Annotated in this window: 19 protein-coding genes and 1 pseudogene; 13 read left to right on the top strand and 7 right to left on the bottom strand. The window is 32.2% G+C overall.

Translation table 11 applies throughout. The features are described 5' to 3' along the window. Positions 1-57: 57 nt before the first annotated feature. Positions 58-1,839: an ABC transporter ATP-binding protein gene (locus KA867_RS03370; protein WP_210137036.1), complete on the top strand. Its 1,782-nt coding sequence runs from the start codon at positions 58-60 to the stop codon at positions 1,837-1,839. Then, a complete protein-coding gene (locus KA867_RS03365) occupies positions 1,832-3,595 on the top strand; it encodes an ABC transporter ATP-binding protein (RefSeq protein ID WP_107386193.1) in 1,764 nt (587 codons plus the stop codon). Before KA867_RS03370 ends, KA867_RS03365 begins: the two co-directional genes overlap by 8 nt. Positions 3,596-3,897: 302 nt before the next feature. Here KA867_RS03365 and KA867_RS03360 read toward each other — a convergent pair whose 3' ends face one another. Beyond that, complete coding sequence (locus tag KA867_RS03360; protein WP_107384216.1) at positions 3,898-4,176, bottom strand: GNAT family N-acetyltransferase; 279 nt, start codon at positions 4,174-4,176, stop codon at positions 3,898-3,900. 198 nt (positions 4,177-4,374) lie between these two features. Between KA867_RS03360 and KA867_RS03355 the strand changes: the two genes are divergently transcribed. Beyond that, positions 4,375-5,337, top strand: a complete 963-nt coding sequence (locus KA867_RS03355; protein WP_210137035.1) for a metal ABC transporter solute-binding protein, Zn/Mn family — start codon at positions 4,375-4,377, stop codon at positions 5,335-5,337. Between the two features lie 289 nt (positions 5,338-5,626). Continuing rightward, positions 5,627-5,848 (top strand): annotated as a pseudogene (locus KA867_RS03350) (transposase); the annotation flags it as partial. Positions 5,849-6,009: 161 nt separating this feature from the next. On the opposite strand, the gene aldA reads toward KA867_RS03350, so the two are convergent. Beyond that, positions 6,010-7,437: an aldehyde dehydrogenase gene (aldA, locus tag KA867_RS03345; RefSeq protein WP_181187391.1), complete on the bottom strand. Its 1,428-nt coding sequence runs from the start codon at positions 7,435-7,437 to the stop codon at positions 6,010-6,012. 191 nt (positions 7,438-7,628) lie between these two features. Between aldA and KA867_RS03340 the strand changes: the two genes are divergently transcribed. The 4 genes from KA867_RS03340 (at position 7,629) to mhqD (ending at position 10,673) form a co-directional block, all read left to right on the top strand. Continuing rightward, positions 7,629-8,066 (top strand): MarR family winged helix-turn-helix transcriptional regulator, encoded by a 438-nt coding sequence (locus KA867_RS03340; protein WP_210137034.1) that lies wholly within the window; start codon positions 7,629-7,631, stop codon positions 8,064-8,066. Between the two features lie 66 nt (positions 8,067-8,132). Further along, positions 8,133-9,095 carry a ring-cleaving dioxygenase MhqE gene (mhqE, locus tag KA867_RS03335; RefSeq protein WP_107384214.1) on the top strand — a complete coding sequence of 321 codons (963 nt, stop codon included), beginning with the start codon at positions 8,133-8,135 and terminating at the stop codon, positions 9,093-9,095. Positions 9,096-9,148: 53 nt separating this feature from the next. After that, positions 9,149-10,054, top strand: coding sequence for a VOC family protein (locus KA867_RS03330; RefSeq protein ID WP_210137033.1), 906 nt, complete (start codon positions 9,149-9,151; stop codon positions 10,052-10,054). Positions 10,055-10,079: 25 nt separating this feature from the next. Beyond that, positions 10,080-10,673: a methylhydroquinone degradation carboxylesterase MhqD gene (gene mhqD, locus KA867_RS03325; RefSeq protein ID WP_107386198.1), complete on the top strand. Its 594-nt coding sequence runs from the start codon at positions 10,080-10,082 to the stop codon at positions 10,671-10,673. A gap of 133 nt (positions 10,674-10,806) precedes the next feature. Here the strand turns inward: mhqD and KA867_RS03320 are convergent, their stop codons facing one another. Both KA867_RS03320 and KA867_RS03315 read right to left on the bottom strand, forming a co-directional pair. Then, on the bottom strand, positions 10,807-11,868 hold the full coding sequence (locus KA867_RS03320; RefSeq protein ID WP_107384211.1) for a YkvI family membrane protein: 1,062 nt from the start codon (positions 11,866-11,868) through the stop codon (positions 10,807-10,809). A gap of 424 nt (positions 11,869-12,292) precedes the next feature. Next, a complete protein-coding gene (locus KA867_RS03315; RefSeq protein ID WP_107384210.1) occupies positions 12,293-14,245 on the bottom strand; it encodes a fructose-1,6-bisphosphatase in 1,953 nt (650 codons plus the stop codon). Between the two features lie 468 nt (positions 14,246-14,713). Here KA867_RS03315 and putP point away from each other — a divergent pair, with 468 nt between their 5' ends. Next, positions 14,714-16,255: a sodium/proline symporter PutP gene (putP, locus tag KA867_RS03310; protein ID WP_107384256.1), complete on the top strand. Its 1,542-nt coding sequence runs from the start codon at positions 14,714-14,716 to the stop codon at positions 16,253-16,255. A 262-nt stretch (positions 16,256-16,517) separates the two neighbouring features. On the opposite strand, the gene uptA is transcribed toward putP, so the two are convergent. Continuing rightward, positions 16,518-17,129 (bottom strand): undecaprenyl phosphate transporter UptA, encoded by a 612-nt coding sequence (gene uptA, locus KA867_RS03305; protein WP_107385963.1) that lies wholly within the window; start codon positions 17,127-17,129, stop codon positions 16,518-16,520. A 389-nt stretch (positions 17,130-17,518) separates the two neighbouring features. On the opposite strand from uptA, the gene KA867_RS03300 reads away from it, so the two are divergent. The 4 genes from KA867_RS03300 to KA867_RS03285 all read left to right on the top strand — a co-directional run bounded on the left by KA867_RS03300 (position 17,519) and on the right by KA867_RS03285 (position 22,569). Then, entirely contained in the window at positions 17,519-18,796 is a 1,278-nt protein-coding gene (locus tag KA867_RS03300) for a pyruvate MFS transporter (RefSeq protein WP_107384258.1), read from the top strand. 49 nt (positions 18,797-18,845) lie between these two features. After that, positions 18,846-19,130 carry a putative quinol monooxygenase gene (locus KA867_RS03295; RefSeq protein ID WP_107384259.1) on the top strand — a complete coding sequence of 95 codons (285 nt, stop codon included), beginning with the start codon at positions 18,846-18,848 and terminating at the stop codon, positions 19,128-19,130. A gap of 388 nt (positions 19,131-19,518) precedes the next feature. Next, positions 19,519-20,217 carry an acetolactate decarboxylase gene (gene budA, locus KA867_RS03290; protein ID WP_107384260.1) on the top strand — a complete coding sequence of 233 codons (699 nt, stop codon included), beginning with the start codon at positions 19,519-19,521 and terminating at the stop codon, positions 20,215-20,217. A 435-nt stretch (positions 20,218-20,652) separates the two neighbouring features. Next, positions 20,653-22,569, top strand: a complete 1,917-nt coding sequence (locus tag KA867_RS03285; RefSeq protein ID WP_107385962.1) for an FUSC family protein — start codon at positions 20,653-20,655, stop codon at positions 22,567-22,569. Between the two features lie 147 nt (positions 22,570-22,716). Here the strand turns inward: KA867_RS03285 and KA867_RS03280 are convergent, their stop codons facing one another. Both KA867_RS03280 and KA867_RS03275 read right to left on the bottom strand, forming a co-directional pair. After that, positions 22,717-23,928: a 5,10-methylene-tetrahydrofolate dehydrogenase gene (locus KA867_RS03280; RefSeq protein WP_154409479.1), complete on the bottom strand. Its 1,212-nt coding sequence runs from the start codon at positions 23,926-23,928 to the stop codon at positions 22,717-22,719. After that, positions 23,909-25,084 carry a hypothetical protein gene (locus KA867_RS03275; RefSeq protein WP_154409478.1) on the bottom strand — a complete coding sequence of 392 codons (1,176 nt, stop codon included), beginning with the start codon at positions 25,082-25,084 and terminating at the stop codon, positions 23,909-23,911. Before KA867_RS03275 ends, KA867_RS03280 begins: the two co-directional genes overlap by 20 nt. Positions 25,085-25,146: the final 62 nt, after the last annotated feature.

The following is a 25,146-nucleotide window of genomic DNA, read 5'->3' as shown; positions in this document are numbered from 1 at the left end:
AACAACATGTGGTAATATGTGAACATAAACAATTTGGATGATGAAGTGGGTGAGTGTATGCAAGTCTTTTGGAAATTAGGGTGGTTTTTCAGACAGCATAAAGGTAGTTATATTATAGGTTTGAGCACATTATTTTTGATTGCTGTGATTGAAATTTTACCACCACAGATTATCGGTAAGACGATTGACTATATGGGGGCTAATAAATTAACACCGAAATTATTAATAATTTATCTTTCTATATTAGTGTTGGTCGCGATTTTGACTTATGTATTAAGATATATTTGGAGATTATCGATATTTGGGACAAGTCAAAAACTAGGCCAAACATTAAGAACGTATTTATATAAAAAATATACAGTTATGAGTGCTATCTTTTATCAAAATAGAAGAACTGGTGATTTGATGGCACATGCAACCAATGATATCAGAGCAGTGCAAAATGCTGCAGGCGCAGGGATATTAATGATTGCAGATTCTTTGATAACTGGTGGAACCGTAGTTATCACAATGGCTGTAACAGTAAGCTGGAAATTAACACTGATTGCAATGATACCACTGCCTTTTATGGTGTTGTTAACAAGTTTTTATGGTTCATTACTTAGTAAAGGATTTAAAAAAGCTCAAGCAGCGTTTAGTAGATTGAATGATAAGACACAAGAAAGAGTGGCTGGTATTAAAGTCACTAAGACATTTGGTTATGAGGCTAGTGATCAACAAGATTTTAAAGATTTAAGTGATGATGTAGTAAATAAAAATTTAAAAGTTTCAAAAATTGATGCATTGTTTGACCCAACAATTACATTAGTTATAGGAATGAGTTACTTTTTATCAATTTTATTTGGTGCAAAATTAGTTTTCAATAATACAATCACACTTGGTCAACTGATTACATTTACGACTTATTTAGGCATGCTTGTTTGGCCATTACTAGCACTAGGATTATTTTTTAATATCGTTCAAAGGGCAAAGGCATCTTATGAACGAATTGAAGAAATAGGAAACACCCCTAATGATATAGATACAGATTATAAACTTAATACAAGACCATATGGGGATATTGAATTTAATATTAAACAATTTAATTTCCCGGGAAATTCGGAAGAAGGCATTTATGATGTGCATTTTGAAGTGAGTAAAGGTTCTACTGTTGGCATAGTTGGTAGAACTGGATCAGGGAAAAGCACATTAATTAGATTGTTACTTAGAGAGTTTGATACAAAGGAACCGAATGAAATCAAATATGGTGACCATCCTATTCGAGATTATAATGTACAATATTTAAGAGATCAGTTTGGGTATGTACCACAGGAACACTTTCTATTTTCTACTACCATTCGAAATAATATTGCATTTAGTAATGAAAAAATAGATGACAATCAGATATTTGCAGCAAGTAAAGCAAGTTATATTCATGAGGATATTTTATCTTTCCCTTATCAATATCAAACTGTTGTAGGTGAAAGAGGCGTATCATTGTCAGGCGGACAAAAACAGAGAATATCAATTGCGAGAGCGTTATTAATAAATCCAGAAGTATTAATACTTGATGACTCTCTTTCTGCAGTGGATGCTCAAACCGAAGAAGTGATACTAAACAATTTAGAAAAATTAAGAAAAGGAAAAACGAATATCATTACTGCACATCGGATGAGCGCTGTGAAACAAGCGGATAAAATAATTGTGATGGATCAAGGAACAATTGTTGAAAAAGGTACACATACTACTTTGATGAACCAAAAAGGATGGTATTACGAAACATATCGAGCTCAAGCTTTACAACAAAAGCTCACGCGTAATTTAGATGACTTAACGAAAGGGGACGATACTAATGGCTGAAAAAGTTAATTTAACTGCGAAAGACCAAGCCCAGTCTTTGATTAGGTTATTTAAGTATACGACCCCTTATAAAGGGATTATTGCTTTAGCGTTTTTAACATTAACAATATCTACCATAGCAAGTATGTTAACACCCTATTTGGTAAAGGTATTTATCGATGATTACCTTACGCCACGTATCTTTCCTCAGCAAGCAATGATTTGGCTTATTATAATCTTTATCAGCATTCAAATAATAGGTGCAGTAACAATGTATTTAAGTCAATATCTTTTTCAATATCTTGCTTTTAAAGTGATACAACAATTAAGGATTGACGCTTTTAATAAATTAGGGAAATTGGGAATGAAGTATTTTGATAAAGTGTCAGGCGGCAGTATTGTATCTAGGTTAACAAATGATACAGAGACAATTGTTGATATGATTATAGGCGTTTTTTCAACATTTCTTATAGCTATTTTCATGATGATCTCTAGTTATATTATGATGTTTATTTTAGAAATGAAATTAGCTTTAATTTCATTGGTGTTTTTACCAGTTATCATACTCATACTTGCGAGTTATCGGAAATACTCAGCTGTTTTATTTACAAAGTCGAGACAAAAATTGTCCGATTTAAATACAAAGTTAGCAGAATCTATAGAAGGTATGAAGATAATACAGGCATTTAATCAAGAAAAAAGGTTAAACAAAGAATTCAATCATATCAATGATGAACATTATCAATATATGTTAAAAACAGTGAAACTTGATAGCTTATTATTGAGACCTGCAATAAGTTCACTAGCTATTTTTGCTCTAGTTATGATTTTAGGTTATTTTGGTATCATCAGTTTTACAACAGGTATTACAGCTGGTGTTGTATTTGCATTTGTGCAATATATGGAACGATTTTTTGAACCAATCAACCAAGTAAGTCAAAATTTAAATATTTTACAACAAGCTTTGGTTTCAGCGAGTAGGGTATTTACTTTAATTGACGATGAAACGTATGAGCCTGAACAACAACCTGTGCCATCAAATACAATTGACAAAGGAAAGATTGAATTTAAAGAAGTGAGTTTTAGCTATGATGGTGAGACAGACGTACTTAAAAACATTAATTTTACCGTTAATCCGGGGGAAATGGTAGCGCTTGTTGGTCATACAGGTTCAGGAAAGAGTTCCATCATCAATTTGTTTATGCGTTTTTATGAATTTGAGCGAGGTAGTATTGAAGTGGATGGGCATTCAATTAAAACAATACCGAAACTAGAATTAAAGCAGAAAATAGGACTCGTACTTCAAGATGCATTTATATTTTATGGCACTGTAGCATCTAATATTAAATTGTACCACCCAACGATGACATTTGAACAAGTAAAGAAAGCTGCAGAATTTGTTCATGCACACCATTTTATTGAAAAGTTGTCAGATCAATATCAACATAGAGTAATTGAAAAAGGAAGTTCATTTTCAAGTGGTGAGCGACAATTGATAGCATTTGCAAGAACAATTGCGACCAATCCCAAAATACTTATTTTAGATGAAGCGACAGCAAATATTGATTCTGAAACGGAAGAACAAATACAACAATCTTTGAATACAATGAGAAAAGGAAGAACAACTTTAGCCATTGCGCACAGACTATCTACGATTCAAGATGCTGATAAAATACTTGTATTAAATCATGGAGAAATTGTAGAGCAAGGGACACATGAAACACTAATTCAAAAAAATGGTATTTATTATAATATGTATGTATTGCAAAATGGATAAATCATGTATTTTAGTACAAAAATAATAAAGTGCGCGAATTGCTGTTATTTTAAGGTTTAAATGCAGCTAAACAATCAAAACTAAGGTCTTCAGTCAAAGAACAATTGATGTAGATTCAATTGCTATATTTATAAAAGCGGGTTTGAATTTCATTAGAATAGAATATGGATCCGAAAAATAAAAAGAAAAAAAGAGTCTGGGACATCATTGATTCGTCCCAGGCTCATTCATATTTGTGATTTAGCTTGAGCTGTTTATATCCAAATTTATTTTGGAACTTAAAGAAGTTTGTAGGCAAGCAATTAACCTGCATAAACATCTTGGAATTCTGGTTTTTTCTCAATAACTGATTTAGCAAAAGGACATGTCGCAGAGACTTTTAAATTGTTGTCTCGTGCATAGTCAACAACTGATTTTACAAGTTGAGAACCTAAACCTTGGCCACCAAGCTCATCTGGTACGCCTGTATGATCAATAGTTATTTGATTATCACCTTGAGGTTGAAATGTAATCTCTGCTTGTGGATTGTCTTCGTTATCGCCTATATAAAACTTATTCGTACCTTGTTTAATTTCCGCCATTCTAACACCTCCATGTTATTAACGTCATATATATTAAATATCACATTTCACCTTAAGTTAAACTAATATTAAAAATAAGCACGTATTTTAATCATCAATGATGTCATTAAATATTGTCGAATAACAAAAAACCATTGAAAAAATGTGAAAATAAGTTTATAGTTTTAACGGAATAATTTCGATTTGGAGGGGCGTTTTTTGAAAAAAATTATGTTACTTATTCTGACCTGTATATTTATCGTATTGTTAAGTGCATGCGGAAATATAAATTCTGAAAAAAAAGACGTCAGTTCGAATAATAAATTAAAAATATATACGACAGCATTTGCATTCCAAAGTTTTACTGATCAAATCGGGGGCAAATATGTAGATGTTGATTCGATTTATCCCCCCGGTGCTGACATGCATTCTTTTGAACCTACACAAAAAGAAATGATTAATATCGCTAAAAGTGATTTGTTTATCTATTCAAATGAAGAAATGGATCCCGTGGCTAAGAAAATTGCACGTTCAATTAATAATGATAACTTGAAATTACCTGTTGCTGCACATCTTAGTCACCATGATTTAATTGCAAATCACGAAGAACATGATGAACATGACAATCACGATCATCATGAAGGTCATGATCATGGGGAACAAGACCCACATGTATGGCTAGATCCTGTGTTGAATAAAAAATTTGCTAAGGTGATTAAAAATGATTTAATCGAGAAGGATCCTAAACACAAAACGTATTACACGCGTAACTACAATCATTTGATCAAAGATATCGACGAAATTGATAATGAGATGAAGCAGATTACACAACATCCTAAACGTGATACAGTCGTAATTTCTCATGACTCTATAGGTTATCTAGCAAATCGCTATCAGTTTAATCAGCGAGGTGTTAGTGGCATGAATAATGAAGAACCTAGTCAACGTGAACTAATGAATATCGTTCAGAATATAGATAAAACTAAACAACCTTATGTATTATATGAACAAAATATCACTTCTAAAGTTACAGATGTTATTCAAAAGGAATCTAATACAACCCCGCTAAAATTTCATAATATGGCAACCTTATCAAAAGAAGAAGTAAAGGATAAACAGATTACTTATCAATCTTTAATGAAAGAAAATATGAAATCATTAAATAGAGCACTTAATCAGTAATTACAATCATATTGATGTCAGGATAACAATATTTTGTACTAAATCCTAAACGTCAGATAACATATTTGATGAAAAATTTCGAACTATCCATATAATGATTAAAGAGATTGGGACATAAATACCAGAAAAATAGCAATCAGATGATTTAATTTAATCCATCTGATTGCTTCTTTTTTATTTAATACTTCATATTGTTGGCTCGCTTTCTTAGAGAACAGCTCAACCTGTAGACTTCAGGTTGTCCTGTTCCCTCAAGCGTCTCGCCAAAATACGTCGCATTTATATGTATTTGTCACGACATGTTAATGAAATCGTTGAAGCAATCTCTGAAAATGTATTCGATGAATTCAAACATCATCGTGGTGTTACATCATATCATCCTAAAATGATATTAAAAATTATGCTATATGCCTACACACTATCCGTATGCTCTGGTCGTAAAATAGAAAAGCTGCTTAATCATCGTATCCGAATGATGTGGCTGTCACAAAAACAAACACAAAATGAAAAAGGCAATTTCTATATTATTTCGATAGAAATGCCTTTTTTAACTTGTCCAAGAACTTAATGTCCCAGACTATTTTATTTTTGTAAAAGAAATTGCTGTTACAGTTTGCTTAACATGCATTTAGTCATTTAAACATGTTGTGTATTTTTAAACATTTAACACTTTTAATCATATCTAATGTAAGACACTGTTGTATTGTAATATTCTTCAAGTCCACGAATACCGTCAGCGCCTCCGAGACCTGATTCTCTCCAACCAGCATGATATCCATTCACAACTTCTTCTGCTTCACAATTTGCATAAACTTCACCAAATTTAAGACGTTCAGTGGCTATCATTACTTCTTTTAAATCTTCTGAAAATATATAAGAAGATAAACCAGCGTTTGTATGATTGGCTTGTTCAATAGTTTCTTCAAAGTCAGAATATTGTACGATAGGTAGTACAGGTCCGAAAATTTCTTCTTTGAAAGCTTCGTCGTCTGGACTTACTTGATCTAAAATCGTTGGTTCATAAAAATAACCGGAACGATCAATTATGTTACCACCTGTAATTAATTTAGCACCGCTATGAATTGCATTTTGAACTTTTTCATCGATGCTATCTAATTGTTTTTGATTGATAATTGCACCGAAATCAGTTTGATCATCAAATGGATCTCCTACATTTAAAGTTTCCATTTTGTCTTTTAGCTTATTAATGAACGTTTCATGGATATCATGGTGTACAAAGATTCGTTCAGGGCAAGTACATACTTGTCCTGCGTTATTAATTCTAGCAGTAACAATGTAATCAACGGCCTTATCTAAATTCGCATTTGGTGTCACTATTACAGGCGCATTGCCGCCGAGTTCAAGATTAACTTTTTTAACCGTTTGAGCACTCTTGGCATAAACAGATTTACCAGCACGCATACTACCTGTAATTGATATTAATTGTATATCTGGATGCTCTGCTAATTGTGTACCGACAGTTTCTCCTTTACCAGGGATAATTTGAATGAGACCTGCAGGGATTGTTGATTGGCGAAACAACTCTGCAATTTTTAGAGTGACTAATGATGTTTCCTCACTTGGTTTAATTACTACAGAACAACCTGTGATTACAGCAGGAATGACTTTTCTCATTAAGACCATGATAGGTGCATTCCATGGAACGATACCTGCAGTTACGCCAATAGGTTTTTTTGTTAATTGTATCGTTTCATTTTCGCGACTATTTTGAATGACTTCACCTTTGCTATTCATACTTTGACTTGTCATATAGTCTATAAAGTGTATTGCCTTGTCTATTTCACCGATTGCAGAAATGAGAGTTTTCCCTTGTTCTTGAACATATAATTTTGCAATTTCATCTTTATGTTCTTCTAATAAAGGGATTAACATTTTCACATGGTCTGCCCGTGTTGGCTGAGGGACTTTTTCCCATTCTAATTGTGCTTGTTTAGATTTTTCCACAGCCGAATTAACTTCATTTTCCGTCGCAAATGTAATTGTGTCTATGATTTCTTCTGTCGCAGGATTAATGACATTCATTGTGTCATTAGACTCACTTTCTACAAATTGATTGTTAATAAATAATTTATTCATTATGACACCTCCACATTATGATATATACCACTTATAAGAGAGAAAGAAACTGGTTGAGAAATAATGTTAAGTACTTTTAATGTTATTGCCATTTTAATAATAAGTATATTTTTTATACCTTATTTGTTGACTTATGTCTGAAGAGATATTATAATTTATCTCGAATTCGAAATAAATTGGAAGTTGGTGATGCAATGAATCGTACTAAAGAGTCGTTGAATACTTTTATTGGTTTAAATCGAACCGTAGATCATTTAGAACAAATCGTAAGAAATGATATCCAACGTTACGGCTTGAATATAACGGAGTTTGCAGTTTTAGAGTTATTATATAATAAAGGCGACCAGCCGATACAGCGTATTGGTGACAGAGTTTTAATTGCGAGTAGCAGTATCACATATGTCGTTGATAAGTTAGAAGCCAAAGGATATGTAGTAAGAATTCGAAATGTACAAGATAAACGCGTAACCAATGCTTCAATAACTGACGAAGGTCAAGCATTAATGAATGATATATTTCCAGAACATGCGGCTAGGTTACAATCAACTTTCTCAATACTTTCAAACGAAGAATTAACAATATTACAACTAGCTTTAAAAAAATTAAGTGCTCAACCTATTAATAAGTCGTAGCACTTAAAAATTTTACTCAAAATTACTTCGAAATCGAGATAAATATAATGAAAAAGGAGTTTTATTATGACAAACAATCAATTATTAGGAATACACCATGTAACAGCAATCACAGATGATGCTGAACGAAATTATAAATTTTTTACTGAAGTATTAGGAATGAGACTTGTTAAAAAGACTGTAAATCAAGATGATATATATACTTATCATACATTCTTTGCAGATGATGTAGGTTCTCCTGGTACTGATATGACATTTTTTGATTTTCCTAATGTTCCCAAAGGGCATTCTGGTACCAATTCAATTACACGTCCGTCATTTCGTGTGCCTGATGATGCAGCTTTAGCATATTATGAACAAAGATTTAATGAATATAATATTAAACATGAAGGCATTCAAACACTATTTGGTAAAAAAGTATTACCATTTGAAGAATCAGATGGACAAAGTTACCAATTAATTTCGGATGAAAATAATAAAGGCGTGGCACCTGGACAACCTTGGAAAGAAGGTCCAGTACCAACAGATAAAGCAATTTATGGTTTAGGTCCGATTGAAATAACAGTTAGTTATTTTGAAGATTTTAAAAAGATTTTAGAAAATATATTTGATATGACAACGATTATAGAGGAAGAAAACGTTGCAGTATTAGAAGTAGGCGAAGGTGGCAATGGAGGTCAAGTATTTTTAAGAAAAGATACAACTGGTCCAGAAGCGAGACAAGGTTATGGAGAGGTGCATCATGTTTCTTTCAGATTAAAAGATCATGAGGCAATATCTAAGTGGTTAGAAAAATATGAACAGTATGGTATAGGGAATTCTGGGTTAGTAGACAGATTTTATTTTGAAGCATTATATGCACGTATTGGCCATATTTTGATTGAAGTTTCTACTGACGGCCCTGGATTTATGGGAGATGAGCCATATGAAACATTGGGCGAAAGTCTTGCATTACCACCATTCTTAGAAGAACAACGTGATTATATTGAATCAGAAATACGTCCGTTTGACACAAAACGTTCGCATTAAAAATGAAAGATTGTTTAAACCTTGAAATTACAAAATGAGAAGGTGGTTATTTTATGGAAGATATCAGTCATATTCATCACATTTCGGCGATTGTAGGTAATCCAGAAGAGAATATTCAATTTTATAGAGATATACTCAATTTAAAATTAATTAAGAAAACAGTGAATTTTGATGATCCTTCCACGTATCATCTATATTTTGCAAATGGCAATGTAGATAATGGAACGATACTGAAATTTTTTAATTGGCCTAACAATTATAAAGGACGGATAGGTTCTGGTCAGGTTCAACGTATAGCATTTCGGGTGCCTAATGGATCATTGGAACATTGGGAAACACATTTACAATCACATGGGATAGAGACAGTGAGAACACAATTATTTGATAAATCTACGGTCGAATTTTCAGATATACATGAGTTGCCATTAGCACTTGTGGAAGCCGATGGAGGGCATTCATATGATAATGGAGGAAATATTTTAGGTTTTCATGGTGTTAGCATGTTATCAACTGAGCCACATCAAACAGTACGAACATTGAATGAGGATATGGGTATAGAGCTAGTAAGTGAAAACGATCATCATGTTCACCTAAAAACTAAGGGTGAATGGCAACATCACGTGATAGTTAGAAAAGAGGTAGCCAATGTTCGTGTACGATGGGGCGTCGGTGTAGTACATCATATTGCGTGGTCAGTACCTAATGATGATGCTCACAAAGCTTGGCAAATGAAAATGAAAGACAAAGGCTATCATGTAACTGACATTAAAGATCGTAATTATTTCAATGCTATTTACATGAAAGAACGTGGCGGCATTATTTTTGAGTTTGCTACTGAAGGACCTGGATTCACGATAGATGAACGATTTGAAGATTTGGGTACACATCTTATGTTACCACCACAATATGAAGAACGCAGAGAAGCATTATTGAATTTATTACCACCCATTCGAATATAACTATTTTAAAAGGAGATGATGAATAATGGAACACATCTTTAAAAAAGGTGATTTAAACGGACCAACTTTTATCCTATTGCATGGTACTGGTGGCGATGAAAATGATCTTTTACCTTTAGCGCAAGCGTTAAACCCTAGCTATAATGTATTAAGTGTAAGAGGTGAAGTATCGGAAAATGGTATGAATCGTTTCTTCAAGAGATATGGTGAAGGTCAATATGATGTTGAAGATTTGAAATATAGAACAAACAATTTAATTCAATTTTTAAAAGAAGCGGCTGCAACTTATCATTTTGATTTAGCTAAGGCTGTCCCAGTAGGTTTCTCTAATGGTTCTAATATAGCTATAAGCATGATGTTACACCCTGATATTTCATTTAACAAAGCGTTACTGTATGCACCTTTATATCCTTTAGATTCAATAAATGATAAAGATTTATCTTATACCAAGGTATTATTATCAATGGGTGAAAATGACCCAATTGTTTCTGTTCAGGATAGTCAAAATGTTATTGATATATTTAAACAAAGAGGTGCAACAGTTAAGGAACTATGGGTAAACAGTCATGAACTCACACGAGAAGGTATCATTGCGGGCCAATCATTATTAGAAGATTAACCAATATCAGTTTGCTTAGCGTTTTATATAAAAGGCGTTGCTAACAAAATAGAATACCCCTAGACTCATTCAATATTTTGATCACATCTGATTAAATGAACATAATATTGAAACACTTGTCTAGGGATTTTTATTATGATGAATGAGATTTATAAAAGATGCCTTTAATTAATATAGGTATTAACAAAATAAAACCGAAGAGACCCATTAATGGAAATACTTTTCCAATTAACTCAATAAAGCCAATAAATGTAGTAGCAAATGTAATGATTGCGATAATTATAATTAATATATAATAGTTTTGTTGGTATGGTTCTGTGAAACGAGAAGCAAATGCATACATTAAGCCCACAACCGTATTATAAATAACTAATATCATGATAATTGCCATAAAATGACCAATCACAGGTGAAATATGGTTTGCCAATAATAACGACGGTAATGATACGTTTATTATGTTTGTGAATTCTGTTACCATTCCAAGGTTCAACATTAATAATAAAAACGTTATAATGATGCCACCTAAAATACCGCCCAAATATGTTGCCTTCTCAGATTTCATGCGTCCTCCCATTACAGAAAGAAAACTAAACGCAGCTGCAATTTGTAAACTGCCATAGTTAATTGCATCAAACCACCACCATCTATCTGTCCGATTGCCACTATTGGCGTATTGTGATGCTGAGTTAAAATCAAAGCTTCCAGTAGTGAAATAATAAATAGCAATCAATGAGACAATAATGACTAAAAATGGTGTGACCATGCCTAAAACAGTTATTAAACGGTCGAATTTTAAGAACAAAGTAGCCAATATAATAATTACTAAAATTAAAGCGCTAATGGCATATGGTATACCAAAACTTTCATGAATCGTTGAAACTCCACCAGCTGTCATAATCATTGCTAATGCAAGTAAAAACAGAGTTAATATAATATCAAAAATTGTTGCAATTGTTCGAGGAAGATAATACTTTATGGGCTCGGTATGGCTGTGAGAACGCAATCGATATCCTGTATTTAATACAAGTACACCGGCGATAGTAATGATAAGTCCGGTTATAATAACGCCTAAAACACTGTATCTACCATTACTCGTAAAAAATTGAAAAATTTCTTGTCCAGTTGCAAAGCCAGCGCCCACAACAACACCTACAAACGCAAAAGCGACCGCGATACTTTCTTTTAAATTAGACATATAGTTGGAATCCTTTCTTGCCATTCATATGGTGAACATACTTATTTAATAAACATCACAATGATTTATTTTATCTTAAAAGAAAATAGAAATAAATGGAAAAGTTTATATCGAATATACATATGTATTTTTTGAAAGAACGAAAACGATAATATGGTTGAACAAGTGAAGTGAAAATAATTAAACGGTTAGCATTTAATAAAAATTAGGCTGCTAATTCCCTGTGGAATTTAGGGAGTTAGCAGCCTAGAAAATAGCATTTTTATTAGCTTTACAATTTTAGGGGACGGTGCCCATAAAAATTGACGTTTCTTTTATTTTTATGAAACATAGTAGTGTTTGCTGAGCTATTGTTTTTTGAATTTTAAGTCACACGATAATAGCATCACGTGAATAGCACCTTATGAAAAAGTGATTGATAAAATTAATTGACGAAGCGATCATGCATTAATACTTTTAAAACATCAATTTTTTCTTGTATGTCTTTGCCAGTATTGGTATCACGTATTTTTTTACGTTTTAATTCTTTGTCTACTACACGGCGTATAGAAAGCTCGTCTGCCCCATTCAGTAAGACGTGTTTTTTCGAATTAAAGTGTTGGTGTGCCACAAGCTGCATTCCAAAAGAATTATAGAGTAAAGTATAGCCAGCAATTCCAGTTGTAGATTGGTAGGCTTTTGAAAATCCACCGTCGATAACAATCATTTTTCCTTCCGCTTTGATTGGATTTTCACCATCAATTTCTTTGACTGGTGTATGACCATTGATGATATGTCCTTCTTCTGGGTCTAAACCGAAATCTTTCAACATTTTTTTGCACATATTTACGTCTTCGCGTAAATAATAATAAGGGTTTTTAGTTTCTTTGTGTGCTGATTTATCATTAATATAATAACGTTCAAATGTTGTCATTGCTCTTTTTCCAAATAATGATGAATATTTACCTGTCCATAAATACCAGACGAGATCAGTTGCTAAATCATCATGTATATCTTTATGGTCAAATGCTTCTCTTACAAAGTGTTCAAAATGATCAAGTAAATCTCTGCCATAGCATTTTTCACCATCAATAATCATAGATTCCATTTCGCCATTTTCATCCACAGGTATACAACCATGTATAAGTAGATTGCCATTATAAGGGAGATAAAGTTTGCCTTTTTGCATTAAAAATGTCATATGTCGTTTTAATTTTTCTGATTGTTGTACTGACAATAATAATTTTTCTATTACCTCGTGTTCATCTTCAGTTAATGCGTTAGGGTTGTTTGGATCGATAGTTTGGAAGCAAGTATTTTCTAATGTGTAAGTTTTACCATAAAGTGTTGCTGTATTATTTTCATAATCGATACTCTCTAATACTAAGCGTTCTTCCATTTCAAAATTAGGTCTGCGCTTAATGATAGGCGCTTCCAATTTAAATTGAATGATGGCGATTGCCTGATGGATTTTAGTGATTTGCTCTATTTCAGATTGAGACAGTCCTTCAGCATTTTTAGGTTTGAAAGCGGGATTGTCACCTGAATAATACTTTTCAGCAAGTGTCAATAAAGGACGTAAATTAATACCATAAGCATCTTCAATAATATCTAAATTATCATAACGTGCACAAATTCTGAGTAAATTTGCTAAACAAACTTTAGAACCAGCATAGGCACCAATCCACAAGACATCGTGATTTCCCCATTGCACATCAACGGAAGGATAGTCAATTAAAGTGTCCATGATTTTATCAGGTTCTGGACCACGATCATAAATATCGCCTACAACATGTAAGTGGTTCACTACAAGATGTTGAATTGTAAAGGACAGGCCGATAATCAGGTCATCTGATTGTTCGAGTTCAATAATTTGATTCATTAAAGTTTGATAATACGAATGTTTATTATTATATTTATTACTTTTATATAACAGTTCTTCTATTATAAAAATATAATTTTTAGGTAAAGTTTTGCGTAATTTCGTGCGTGTATATTTAGAAGAAGCATAAGTTACTAATTTGATAAGACGATTAATCGTTGTGATATACCATTCATCTAAACGCTCTTTTGAGGTGAAACTATTTTTAATTAATTTTAATTTTTCCTCTGGATAATATACAAGTGCTGAAAACTCATTTATTTCTTGGCGTGTTAATGTATCTTGAAATATATCACTGATTTTAGATCGAACATTTCCTGAACCATTCCTTAATACATGCTGAAATGCATGGAATTCACCATGTAGGTCACTGACGAAATGTTCCGTGCCTTTAGGAAGTTCTAAAATAGATTCAAGATTTATAATTTCAGTTGCTAATTCCTCTCTGTTATTAAATTGTTGAGATAATAAATCTAAATATTTTTCTTTTACGCTTTTTTCTGTTGCATCATGCATTATTTATGTCACTCCAATTAGGTAGTTTTGTTACTCATTATATTTAGTAAAACGTTTCCATTGTATGTGTAATATTGTAGCATTAATTTTGGGGTGGGTGTCTAGTATTGATTATATTATTTAGACTATATTTTAATTAATATAAATGACTTCATTTTTTTGTCAAAAAAGCGATAAAATACTTAAAAATAATGATGTTACTCAAATACATTAAATCGCATATAAATGTAAATATTGCAGGAAACATACATTTTTTTGAATTTAAAAAATGATTATTTAACCCTGCAATTGTAAAAATACACATATTATTTCAAACGGTAAAAATAGCTTAATAACAATTGTTCAAAGCGTGTTATAGGCGCTTTGAAATATATTTATAAAAATTATTTTTAAAATAGCGGTTTAAAAAATTTTTAACTTTTGTATAATAAGTGCATGTAACAAAATTATATAAAGGGAGTTTATTTTATGTTTACATTGGGAGCATCGTTATCGAGTCAAGTAAATCCAAACTGGCAGACATATATTATGCTTGGTGCTTATTTTGTTGTGTTATTAGTCATTGGATATTACGGCTATAAACAAGCGACAGGTAATATCAGTGAATATATGTTAGGCGGTAGAAGCATAGGACCATATGTTACAGCATTATCAGCTGGGGCCTCGGATATGAGTGGTTGGATGATTATGGGGCTGCCTGGTGAAGTTTATACGACAGGATTATCAGCTGCTTGGTTGGCAATTGGTCTGACAATTGGTGCATACATAAATTATCTCGTTGTGGCTCCACGGTTACGTGTGTATACAGAAAAAGCTGGAGATGCTATAACATTACCTGATTTCTTTAGAAATCGTTTAGATGATCAATCGAATGTGATCAAAATTATATCAGGTGGTATTATTGTCGTGTTCTTTACACTTTATACACATTCTGGAATGGTCGCAGGCGGTAAATTATTTGATAGTGCATTTGGCTTAAACTATCATTTTGGATTATTATTAGTTGCTATTATTGTAATTGCATATACTTTCTTTGGCGGCTATTTAGCCGTGTCCTTAACAGACTTTTTCCAAGGGGTAATCATGTTAATTGCTATGGTAATGGTACCAGTAGTAGCAATGATGCAATTAAGTGGGTTGGATACTTTATCGCAAGCGGCAGATTTGAAACCGACAAACCTTGATTTATTTAAAGGTACAACAGTCATTGGTATCATATCATTCTTTGCTTGGGGCTTAGGTTATTTTGGACAGCCACATATTATTGTACGTTTTATGTCTATTAAATCAGTGAAGCAATTACCGACAGCAAGACGTTTTGGTATAGGTTGGATGGCAATTAGCTTGCTAGGTGCAGTTGGAGTTGGCCTTGTAGGTATTACATTTGTCAATCGCGGTGGAGTAACACTTGAGGATCCAGAAACATTGTTTATATTAATGGGTCAAATATTGTTCCATCCACTTGTTGGTGGTTTCTTACTTGCAGCTATTTTAGCGGCTATTATGAGTACGATTTCGTCACAACTATTGGTGACATCAAGTTCACTAACCGAAGATTTTTATAAATTGTTCCGTGGTGAGGAAGCAGCAAAAAAACATGAAAAAGAATTCGTTTTTGTTGGACGTATGTCAGTTATTTTAGTTGCAATTGTATCAATTATAATTGCATGGTCACCTAATGATACAATTTTGAATCTTGTAGGTAACGCTTGGGCAGGTTTTGGTGCTGCATTTGGACCACTTGTATTAATGAGTTTATATTGGAAAGGTTTAAGTCGTACTGGTGCAGTCAGCGGAATGGTATCAGGTGCAATTGTTGTAATTGTTTGGATTGCGTTTGTTAAACCATTAGGTGAAATTAATGATTTCTTTAATTTATATGAGATTGTTCCAGGATTTTTAACAAGTTTAATTGTTACAATTTTAGTTAGTAAAATGACGAAGAAACCTCAAATTGATGTAGAAGGCGATTTAGAAGAAGTTCGTCAAATAGTAAAAGGTAATAATTAATCGTTAACATTGTAGTTTGATAAAGGGGTAGTATTTTGATTATATAAATATTCAATGAGCACATAAATAATAGAAGATTTTCTGCTCAAAAGTTTAGGGAGAAATTAAAGTTCGTGAAAGGCTAACTTCGAAGGGGGAAGTTAGTCTTTTTTTATAAAAAAATCAGACAAAAACCCGTTTGGATTTTGTCTGATTGCTAAGATAGATATAAGTCATATGAGCATGTGTTGTAAAAGTTTTCTAACTACTTCAAAGCATACATTTATTGATGTGTGCGGTTTTTTTTGTAGATTCGAATAAAGAGATATATCACAGCTATAGCGATGATGACATACATAATATATGAATAAGTGTGTAAGCCATTCATTAACATATCAAAACTGTTGCTCAACATGCTACCTAAGAAAATGAGTGCAATGTTCCAAATTGTAGTACCTATCAACGAAAGGATGGTAAATACAAAAATATTCATTCTATTAATGCCTGCTGGTATAGTGATTAATACACGTAAAACAGGAATAAAACGACAAACAAAGACTGCAACTGCACCATATTTTTTAAACCATTCATTGGCGCGAGCGATATCTTTTCCTTTGAGTTTGATCCATTTTCCATATTTATCTACAAAACGATATAAACGTGCTTCGGAGACAATGCTACTGATGTAATAAAGTATGATTAAACCGATTAATGATGAAATGGTAGATATGATAAAAAGTAAAGGTATAGATAAATCAGATTTAACTGTCATAAGCCCAGCAAATGTCAAAATAATTTCAGATGGAATAAAAGGTAATATATTTTCTAATAGGATTAATATTGCGATTGCAGTATAACCCCAAGCATTTATAAAGTTTGTCAGTATTTGTTCCATAGTGATAAATGTTGCTCCTTTTCATAATAAAACGTGATGATATTTTATAATTACTTCTGTATTATAATCTAAATTAATGCTTAATGCATATTTTAAGGTGGCACAAAAGTAATTAAATGATTTATTGCGGTAAAGTCACACTAAACTAGATGCCTATGAGGAACATAGTTTAACTAATGTGATAGCTAATATCGAAGATTTTTAAAAGTAGAAATGGAAGTGCTCCCAATATTTGTCACATAAACGCTATATGTTGATCACACGAATTTACAGCGTGTTATAAAAAAATGAAAAAAGTTATTGTAAGCGATTTCATATTGTGGTAATATCTAGAAACACAATAGGTCATATGATGACTAGTGATATAGGGAGAGAGTGTGGGTAAAAAAATGGAACAAAAAAGAACAAATATAAGATGGTATTTTGCTATTGCGTTTTTTATTATAGGTGTAATTGCTTATATGGATAGATCGAATATTTCAATTATTGCAGGACCTATGATGGAAGATTTACATTTGACAAAAACACAGTTTGGTTTATTAGCATCATTTTTCTCGTTAGGTTATGCGTTGATGCAAGTACCTTCAGGCTTTTTGGCAGAAAAGTTTGGCTCTAAAAAAATGTTGACAGTCGCGCTCGTATGGTGGAGTGCTTTCACGATTTTAACTGGTGTTGTTAAAAATCATGGTTTATTGTATGCTGTACGTTTTTTATTTGGTATAGGTGAAGCACCTATGTATCCTTCGAATGCAGTGTTTAACTCATTTTGGTTTGCGAAAGGTGAAAAGGGGCGTGCTTCGAGTGCATTGTTGGCAGGTTCATATTTTGGGCCAGTGATTGCACCTGTAGTTACGATTGCTATCGTTAATATGTTTGGATGGCAAGCTGTATTTTATATTTTTGGTGCTATTGGTATCGTCATTGCATTATTATGGATTATTATTTCAAAAGATTTACCGGAACAACATAAAATGGTTAATGAAGCAGAAAAAAGATATATTATGGAAAATCGTGATATCATTAAAACAGAAAAAAGTAACGCTCCGTGGAATATTTTCCTAAGAAGATTTAGCTTTTATGCATTGGCAGCACAATATTTTGTTGTTCAATTTGTTGTGTCACTATTCTTAATATGGTTACCTACATATCTAACCGAACAATATAATGTTAAATTAACTGATCCTGATATGGCTTGGGCAGCGGGCGCACCTTGGATTGCTATGTTCTTATTAATATTATGTGGCGGTGCTATCTCTGATAAATTATTACAAAATGGAAAATCAAGATTTGTTGCGAGAGCGTCTATTGCGATCATTGGGTTTGTGGTATTTTGTATCTCATTATTCATGTCAATTCAAACAAACAATTTAGTAACAAATGTGCTATGGCTGTCATTATGTTTAGGCGGAATAGGAATTGCTACAGGAATGAGTTGGGCAGCAGCTACAGATTTAGGACGTAATTTCTCTGGTTCAGTATCTGGATGGATGAATTTATGGGGAAATATCGGTGCATTACTGAGTCCTTTATTAGCAGGTATGATGGTTGATATTGTTGGCTGGACAGTGACGTTAGAATTAGTTATTATCCCAGTAGTATTTGCAATAATTATGTGGTTTTTTGTTAAACCAGATCAACCGCTAATCATTGAAAAAGAAGAACTTTAATATCTCTAAAAATTAGTTTTGCAAAAACGATTATCACAGGAGGTTATACATGATTCTAGTAACTGCAGTAATGAAGATTAAAGTGGAACATAGAGAAAATTATTTAGCAGAGGTTGAACGTTTAGTCATTGCAGCAAATAAAGAAGAAGGCGCATTATATTATGATCACTTTGAAAATACGAATGAACCTCAAACTTTTGCTTTTATAGAAAAATATAAAGATGAAGCTGCTTTGGAAGCACATAATCAATCTGAACATTTTCAAACATTTTTTAAAGAAATAGAAAATTATTTACTTGAAGCGCCTAAAATAGAAGTTGCTTCAATTAAATAATTATGAAAATAAGCCAATAGAAGATAATCATCTGTGAATAACGCATAAGCGTCCATTTCTAATTCAATTGAATAGAAAAGGACGCTTTCATTTTTTTGAAATATTGTAGCGTAAGGATTGAACTTGTGGGCATCATCTTGGCGAATCGAAGTTTGTGTTTACTTATTTAGTACTTGAATGTATATAATTAGTGAAATCAAAGTTTATTTTTATCATAATTTTAAAATAAGCATATAAGAATGATATCGATAAATATTCAGGGTTCACATAACACTATGTGAGCACAAAGGTATTGAAAAATGCAATTATATTGTATAATAATATGTTGTGAATAATTGTAAAGAGCGAAATATTTAAAATTAATATTGATATAAGGAGAGAAAATATCATGCTATATCAACATGGCACGCTTGGTACTTTGATGGCTGGATTATTAGAAGGCACTATGGAAATGAATGAAATTTTAAAACATGGTGATTTAGGTATCGGCACGTTAACAGGATCAGACGGTGAAGTTATTATATTAGATGGTGTCGCTTATCATGCTGATGCTCATGGTAATTTCAAACAGTTGGATGGTAGTGAAATGACACCTTTTTCTACTGTGACACCATTCAAACCAGATGTAAGCTTTGATGTGAGACACATTACCGATTCTGAAAATTTATTAAATAAAACAAAAAGCCACGCTGCCAGTGAAAATTTATTTTTTGCAGTTAAAATATCTGGGAAATTTGAAAATGTACATGTCAGAATGATGCCAAAGCAAGAAAAGCCATATACTAAATTAATTGAATCTGCTAAACAACAACCTGAATATCATTATGACCAAATTGACGGTACAATAGTAGGTTTTTATGCACCAACACTTTTTCATGGCATAGCTGCTGGAGGTTTCCATTTGCATTTTGTAGATAGAGATAAAACAGTAGGTGGGCATGTTTTAGATTTTGAAATGAATCATGGCGATGTAGAAATAAGCAATATTGAAACACTTGAACAACATTTCCCAGTAAATAACGCAACATTTTTAGAATCTGATATTGATTATTCTACAGTGCATGAAGATATCAAACAATCAGAATAAAAATACGAGTTATAGCAGAATATAGTCATGATTTAACATTTTCATTTAAACGATTTGTAGGAAATGCTCTAGCAGAATTCAATAAAAGTGTTAAAATAGTTTAGTAATCGTTAAATAAAATGTATATGATTTCTCAACCAAAATTTGTGAAATGAACAATTTTACAATTAACTTCCCCATTTGTAGATACATGTATTCGTTAAAGTGAGCTGAAGGATAAATTAAATATCTATAATATTGTATAGCAACAGTGTATTCATATTTAAATCTATGTATAATAAGCTTTTCACAAAATAAAATGACCTTAACGGGGACGGGACTATGAAATCGAAATATAAATTTTAGATTTCTAACACCCGTCTTTTTTATGTTTTGCTATTATTTCATACGCTATATCATTGCTAAAATAAAATGAAAAGGAGATGTGAACCGCCATTGATTAAATATTTAAAGTCACTCACAAAATTTAATGCAATGAAAATCGATGTTGCTAAAGGTATTAGACAGGCTATATTAATGTTTTTGCCTTTAATGATTGGCTATTTAGTCGGTTATTTTTCAATCGGTCTATTAATTTCAACAGGTACGTTAGCACATATTTATGTGTTTGGCGGTACGGCAAAATCTAAACTTCGTACGGTATTCTTTACATCAATCGTATTTGCAATATCGATGATGTTAGGTACGTTGACTGTCAATCAACCAATCATATTTGGAATTTTGTTATTGATTGTAGCAGTAGTACCATATTATGTATTTAGTTCATTAAATATTCCTGGACCTTCGTCAACTTTTTTCATTGTGGCATTCAGTTTGCCAATCAATTTACCAGTTGCTCCAGATGAAGCAATAACAAGAGGTATTGCAGTATTTATTGGAGGTTTATTAGCAACATTTGTAGTAATTGTTGTGATTTTACTTTCAAAAGAATCAGCTGAAGTTAAATCAATTAAAAATGACTATAATATTATAAAACAGTTAGTTTATAATTTTGATGATCCAAAAGCATTTTCAAAAGCATCTCGGTTTGCGGTGACAGCTTTTAGAAATACAGATAACCAGCTCATCACTGCAAGTTCTGCCAAATCTCAAAAGTCACCGCAATTCCAGCGGTTAATCTTGTTACATAATATTGCGCAAGGTATACATTCAGAATTACTGGAATTAAATGAAAAAAATGTGCGGCCTTTACCTCAAGATATTAAATTGATGGTGGACTATGTTATCAATTTAGTATATACGCAAGGTAAGACAAATAAAACATGGACACAACAAGTTGATATAGATGAAGCTTATCAAAAACTTGTAGATAATATATTTAAAGTTGATGCTATTATGAATGCAAATGATGCACAGCTGGAACACGAAGTAGATATACGTGTACCTATTTACGGCCATCGCTTAGTTACAAATTTGACAATAGATTCATTTGTCTTTAGAAATACAATCCGCTATATCGTTATCATGGCAATTGCAATTTTTATCGCATTGATGTTTGATTTTGACAAAGCATATTGGATTCCGCTTAGTACACATACAGTATTATTGGGCTCAACAACATTACACAGCTTTGAACGTGCAGGATCAAGAGGCATTGGTACGATTATTGGTGTGCTTGTACTGTCATTAATATTATTATCTACGCCACCTGTACCTATCGCTATCATACTCCTTGCGGTTGCAGCAGGGGTAACAGAAATGTTTGTAGGTGCAAATTATTCATTTGCAGTTATATTTATCACAATCCAAGTTATATTATTAAATGGCTTAGCATCAAACCATCTTTCAATTTTAATAGCACTTCCAAGAATTATCGATGTGATTGTTGGTATTATTATTGCTGTTATTTTGTTACTTGTAATAGGTAGAAAGACTGCATCTTCAATGTTACCGGGCACGCTTGCCACAGTGGCACGTAATGAAGCGGTGTTATTTCATTACTTGTTTTCAAGCAACAAATACTCATCCAGAGAACGTGATAAAACAAAAATGTTGCATTTAAGTGTCCAACTAAATAATATGAAACAAATATATAACAGTGCGAATGGTGAAGTATTTAGTAATAAAATGGTTATACAATATTATTATCCTAGTATATATGCATTAGAAGAAATTAGCTTTATGCTGACGAGAGCGTTAAGTAATGAGAAACGTTACCATATTGATGATGAAACCATGGGAGAATATTTATTAGTATTTGAAAATATAGCAAAACATTTTGAAATTGGTTCTAATATCAATGTTCAAGAAATTACAACTTTACCACAATACACGCACATTAGAACTTCTTTAATGAGTATTCAACATAATTGTCAAAATGCTAGACAAGCAATTAAATTATCTTATGAATAATACAATATAAGCCAATGTCACGATAGTTAAAATCGATGACATTGGCTTGTTTTATATTTAAATCTTATAATTTAATGTAGTTTTTGTGAAGTCGCTATAAATTTGAAAAATTAATAGTAGCATAATAAATATTTCTACTTTTTATATCTAGTTGGAATCTTGTTGTTTTCTAACTTTTTGTTCTTCTTCTTGTCTTTTTTCCTGTATATCTGCTTGCGCTTTTCTTTGTTGTTGTTCTTGTTGCTGTTGTTCTTTGTGTAATTGCTTGTATCGTTGTTTTTGTCTATATCCATAAGTACTTTCAAGTATGAGTGTTTCATTATTTAGACCAACACCTATTGCACCTGCTACTGTCGAAATTGATGCAGCAAACCAAGCTAAATTTATGTAAGTTATTAAGCTTGCAGATGTCTTAAATTGTAATGCTTGGCCTAAATAGTCCGATGGGAGTACGATTAAACTTGCGACCAAAAAGAGCGAGAATAAGATGACATAATAAATCATAACAGAAACAGTTAAAGTCATCGTTGTAGTTAAGTTATATAAGGTGGTAATCTGCTTATTCGTGCTCTCTTTTTTGGACTCCCATAAATTATGTGCAATAATCATCCAAATCATCATACCAAATATGGCTACAAGCATCATTAATAACAAGCGCCACTCAGAATATACAAAGCTTAAATTCCACATAGTCGTAAAGATAATTCCGAAAGCACCAGTAGTGAATGCAATTGCCACAACATTACTTAAGCTTTTTAACATATTAAATGGGTTATTCGCAAATGTCATGCCACTAACCAGACGAAATATACCTTTTGATCTTGAAGACACATAGTATTGTGTATGTTGAGAGGTAGTATTTTCAAAATAAACAGTTCGAGATTGTAAATTGGTTAAAGGAAACTGTGCATTCATCAGTGACATTGCATGATTGTTATTGTTACTTTTTTCTGAACGCTTAAATTCATCTATTGCTGTTAAAATAGCCAATATAGAGTTTTGAATTCTTTTTTTAATTGGGCGCCATCCATAAGCAGGGATAGAAATTAAACTAGCACCATTTTGTCTATTGATATCAAAGGCAACTACTTTTTGTTGTTCAATCATCGGTAGGTCAGTGAGTCCGATTGTAAAATGCCAATGATTATGTTCTTGATAATCAGCTATTTTACTAAAAATTTGTTGGACGCTTTCAGCTGAACCAGTTAAAGGGTCAATAATTGTATCAATTTCCCATTTAACTGAATGATCATATCGCTCACTAAGAATATTAGGTAACTCAATTTCAAGGTTACGAGCAATTTTTTCAGTTACTCCCGGTGCAGCAATGATACCTATTTTAGCTGTTGTTGTGTTCATTTAATCCCTCCTCGTGATGTGATTGTTTTTCGCCTTCGTAGTAATCAGCTTTAGCATAGGCACTAGAGCTGTCTTCATCTTCTTGTTCCAATGATTTAGATCTATAGTATTGTCTGAAAGAATAAGTCACGCGTTTAATTTTTTCAGCGTTTTCAACAGTGGATCCCATAGCTCCAGCAAGAATACCTAATGATGTAATAAACCAAATTAAATTAATATAGTTTAAAATAGTTGGATGCTTACTGTTTAACGATGTCCAATTTGAAAATAACTCCGGCGGTACAAATAGTATTGTACTTAAAGATAGTAAAATATATAGTACTATAAAATTTAAAAAGGTAATGGTCAATAAGGTTGTAAAAGTCGTAATGTTATAAATAAAGCGATAAAGTTTTTGTGTATTAGCACTAGGTCTTTCCCATAATTTATAAGAATAAATTAACCAACCAACCATGCCTAATACAGAGAGTAGCATCAGTAAAATAAACCGCCAATAACTATAATCTAGACTGATATCCCAAGGTGTAGAAAATATTGCAATATAAGTTCCTGTGGCAAATGAAACAGAAATGATTTTTTTGAAATCAAAAATTGCAGACCAAGGTTCATTGGCAAAAGTCATGCCGCAAATTAAATGGAGCCAACCTAAAAATGTAGATTTGGCGATAATGCGAGATCTATGATTTTCATTATGGTCCTTAGGAATAACTTCTTTAAATTGAGTTAATTTAAAATGTTTAAAGTTTAAAGTGCTTTTGTTTCTACCAGAAGAATGCAAGTATTCAACAATAAATATTAAGCATTGTCTTAATTTCTCTTTTAACTTAACTGTTCCTAACGCTGGTAATGATAAAAGTGCTGTTTTAGTATCAAAATCAATATCACATAATGCACTTTTATTTTTAGAAAAGTTAGGTAAATCCGTAATACAAATTGTATAATCCCAATTTTTTTGCTGTTTCATATTGGATGCAATATCCAAAACTTTATCCATATGTTCTGCAGTCCCAATCATAGATGCAACATGTATGTCGAATTGCCATTCCACGCCATTATCTACATGTTTTGTGAAATCTTTTGGAAGTTCTGAATAAATTTTATTAATTAATTTATGAGGCATATCAGGAGAAGGGATTAATCCAATAGATAGATTCATGTTAATTAAACCTCCTTTTACTTAACACTGATTCTTACTCATCATTCCCTTTCAATTAAAGA

It is taken from the genome of Staphylococcus sp. GDH8C109P (genome assembly GCF_017893405.1).
Taxonomy (GTDB): Bacteria; Bacillota; Bacilli; order Staphylococcales; family Staphylococcaceae; genus Staphylococcus; species Staphylococcus cohnii.
This window is presented reverse-complemented; position numbering and strand designations above follow the sequence as displayed.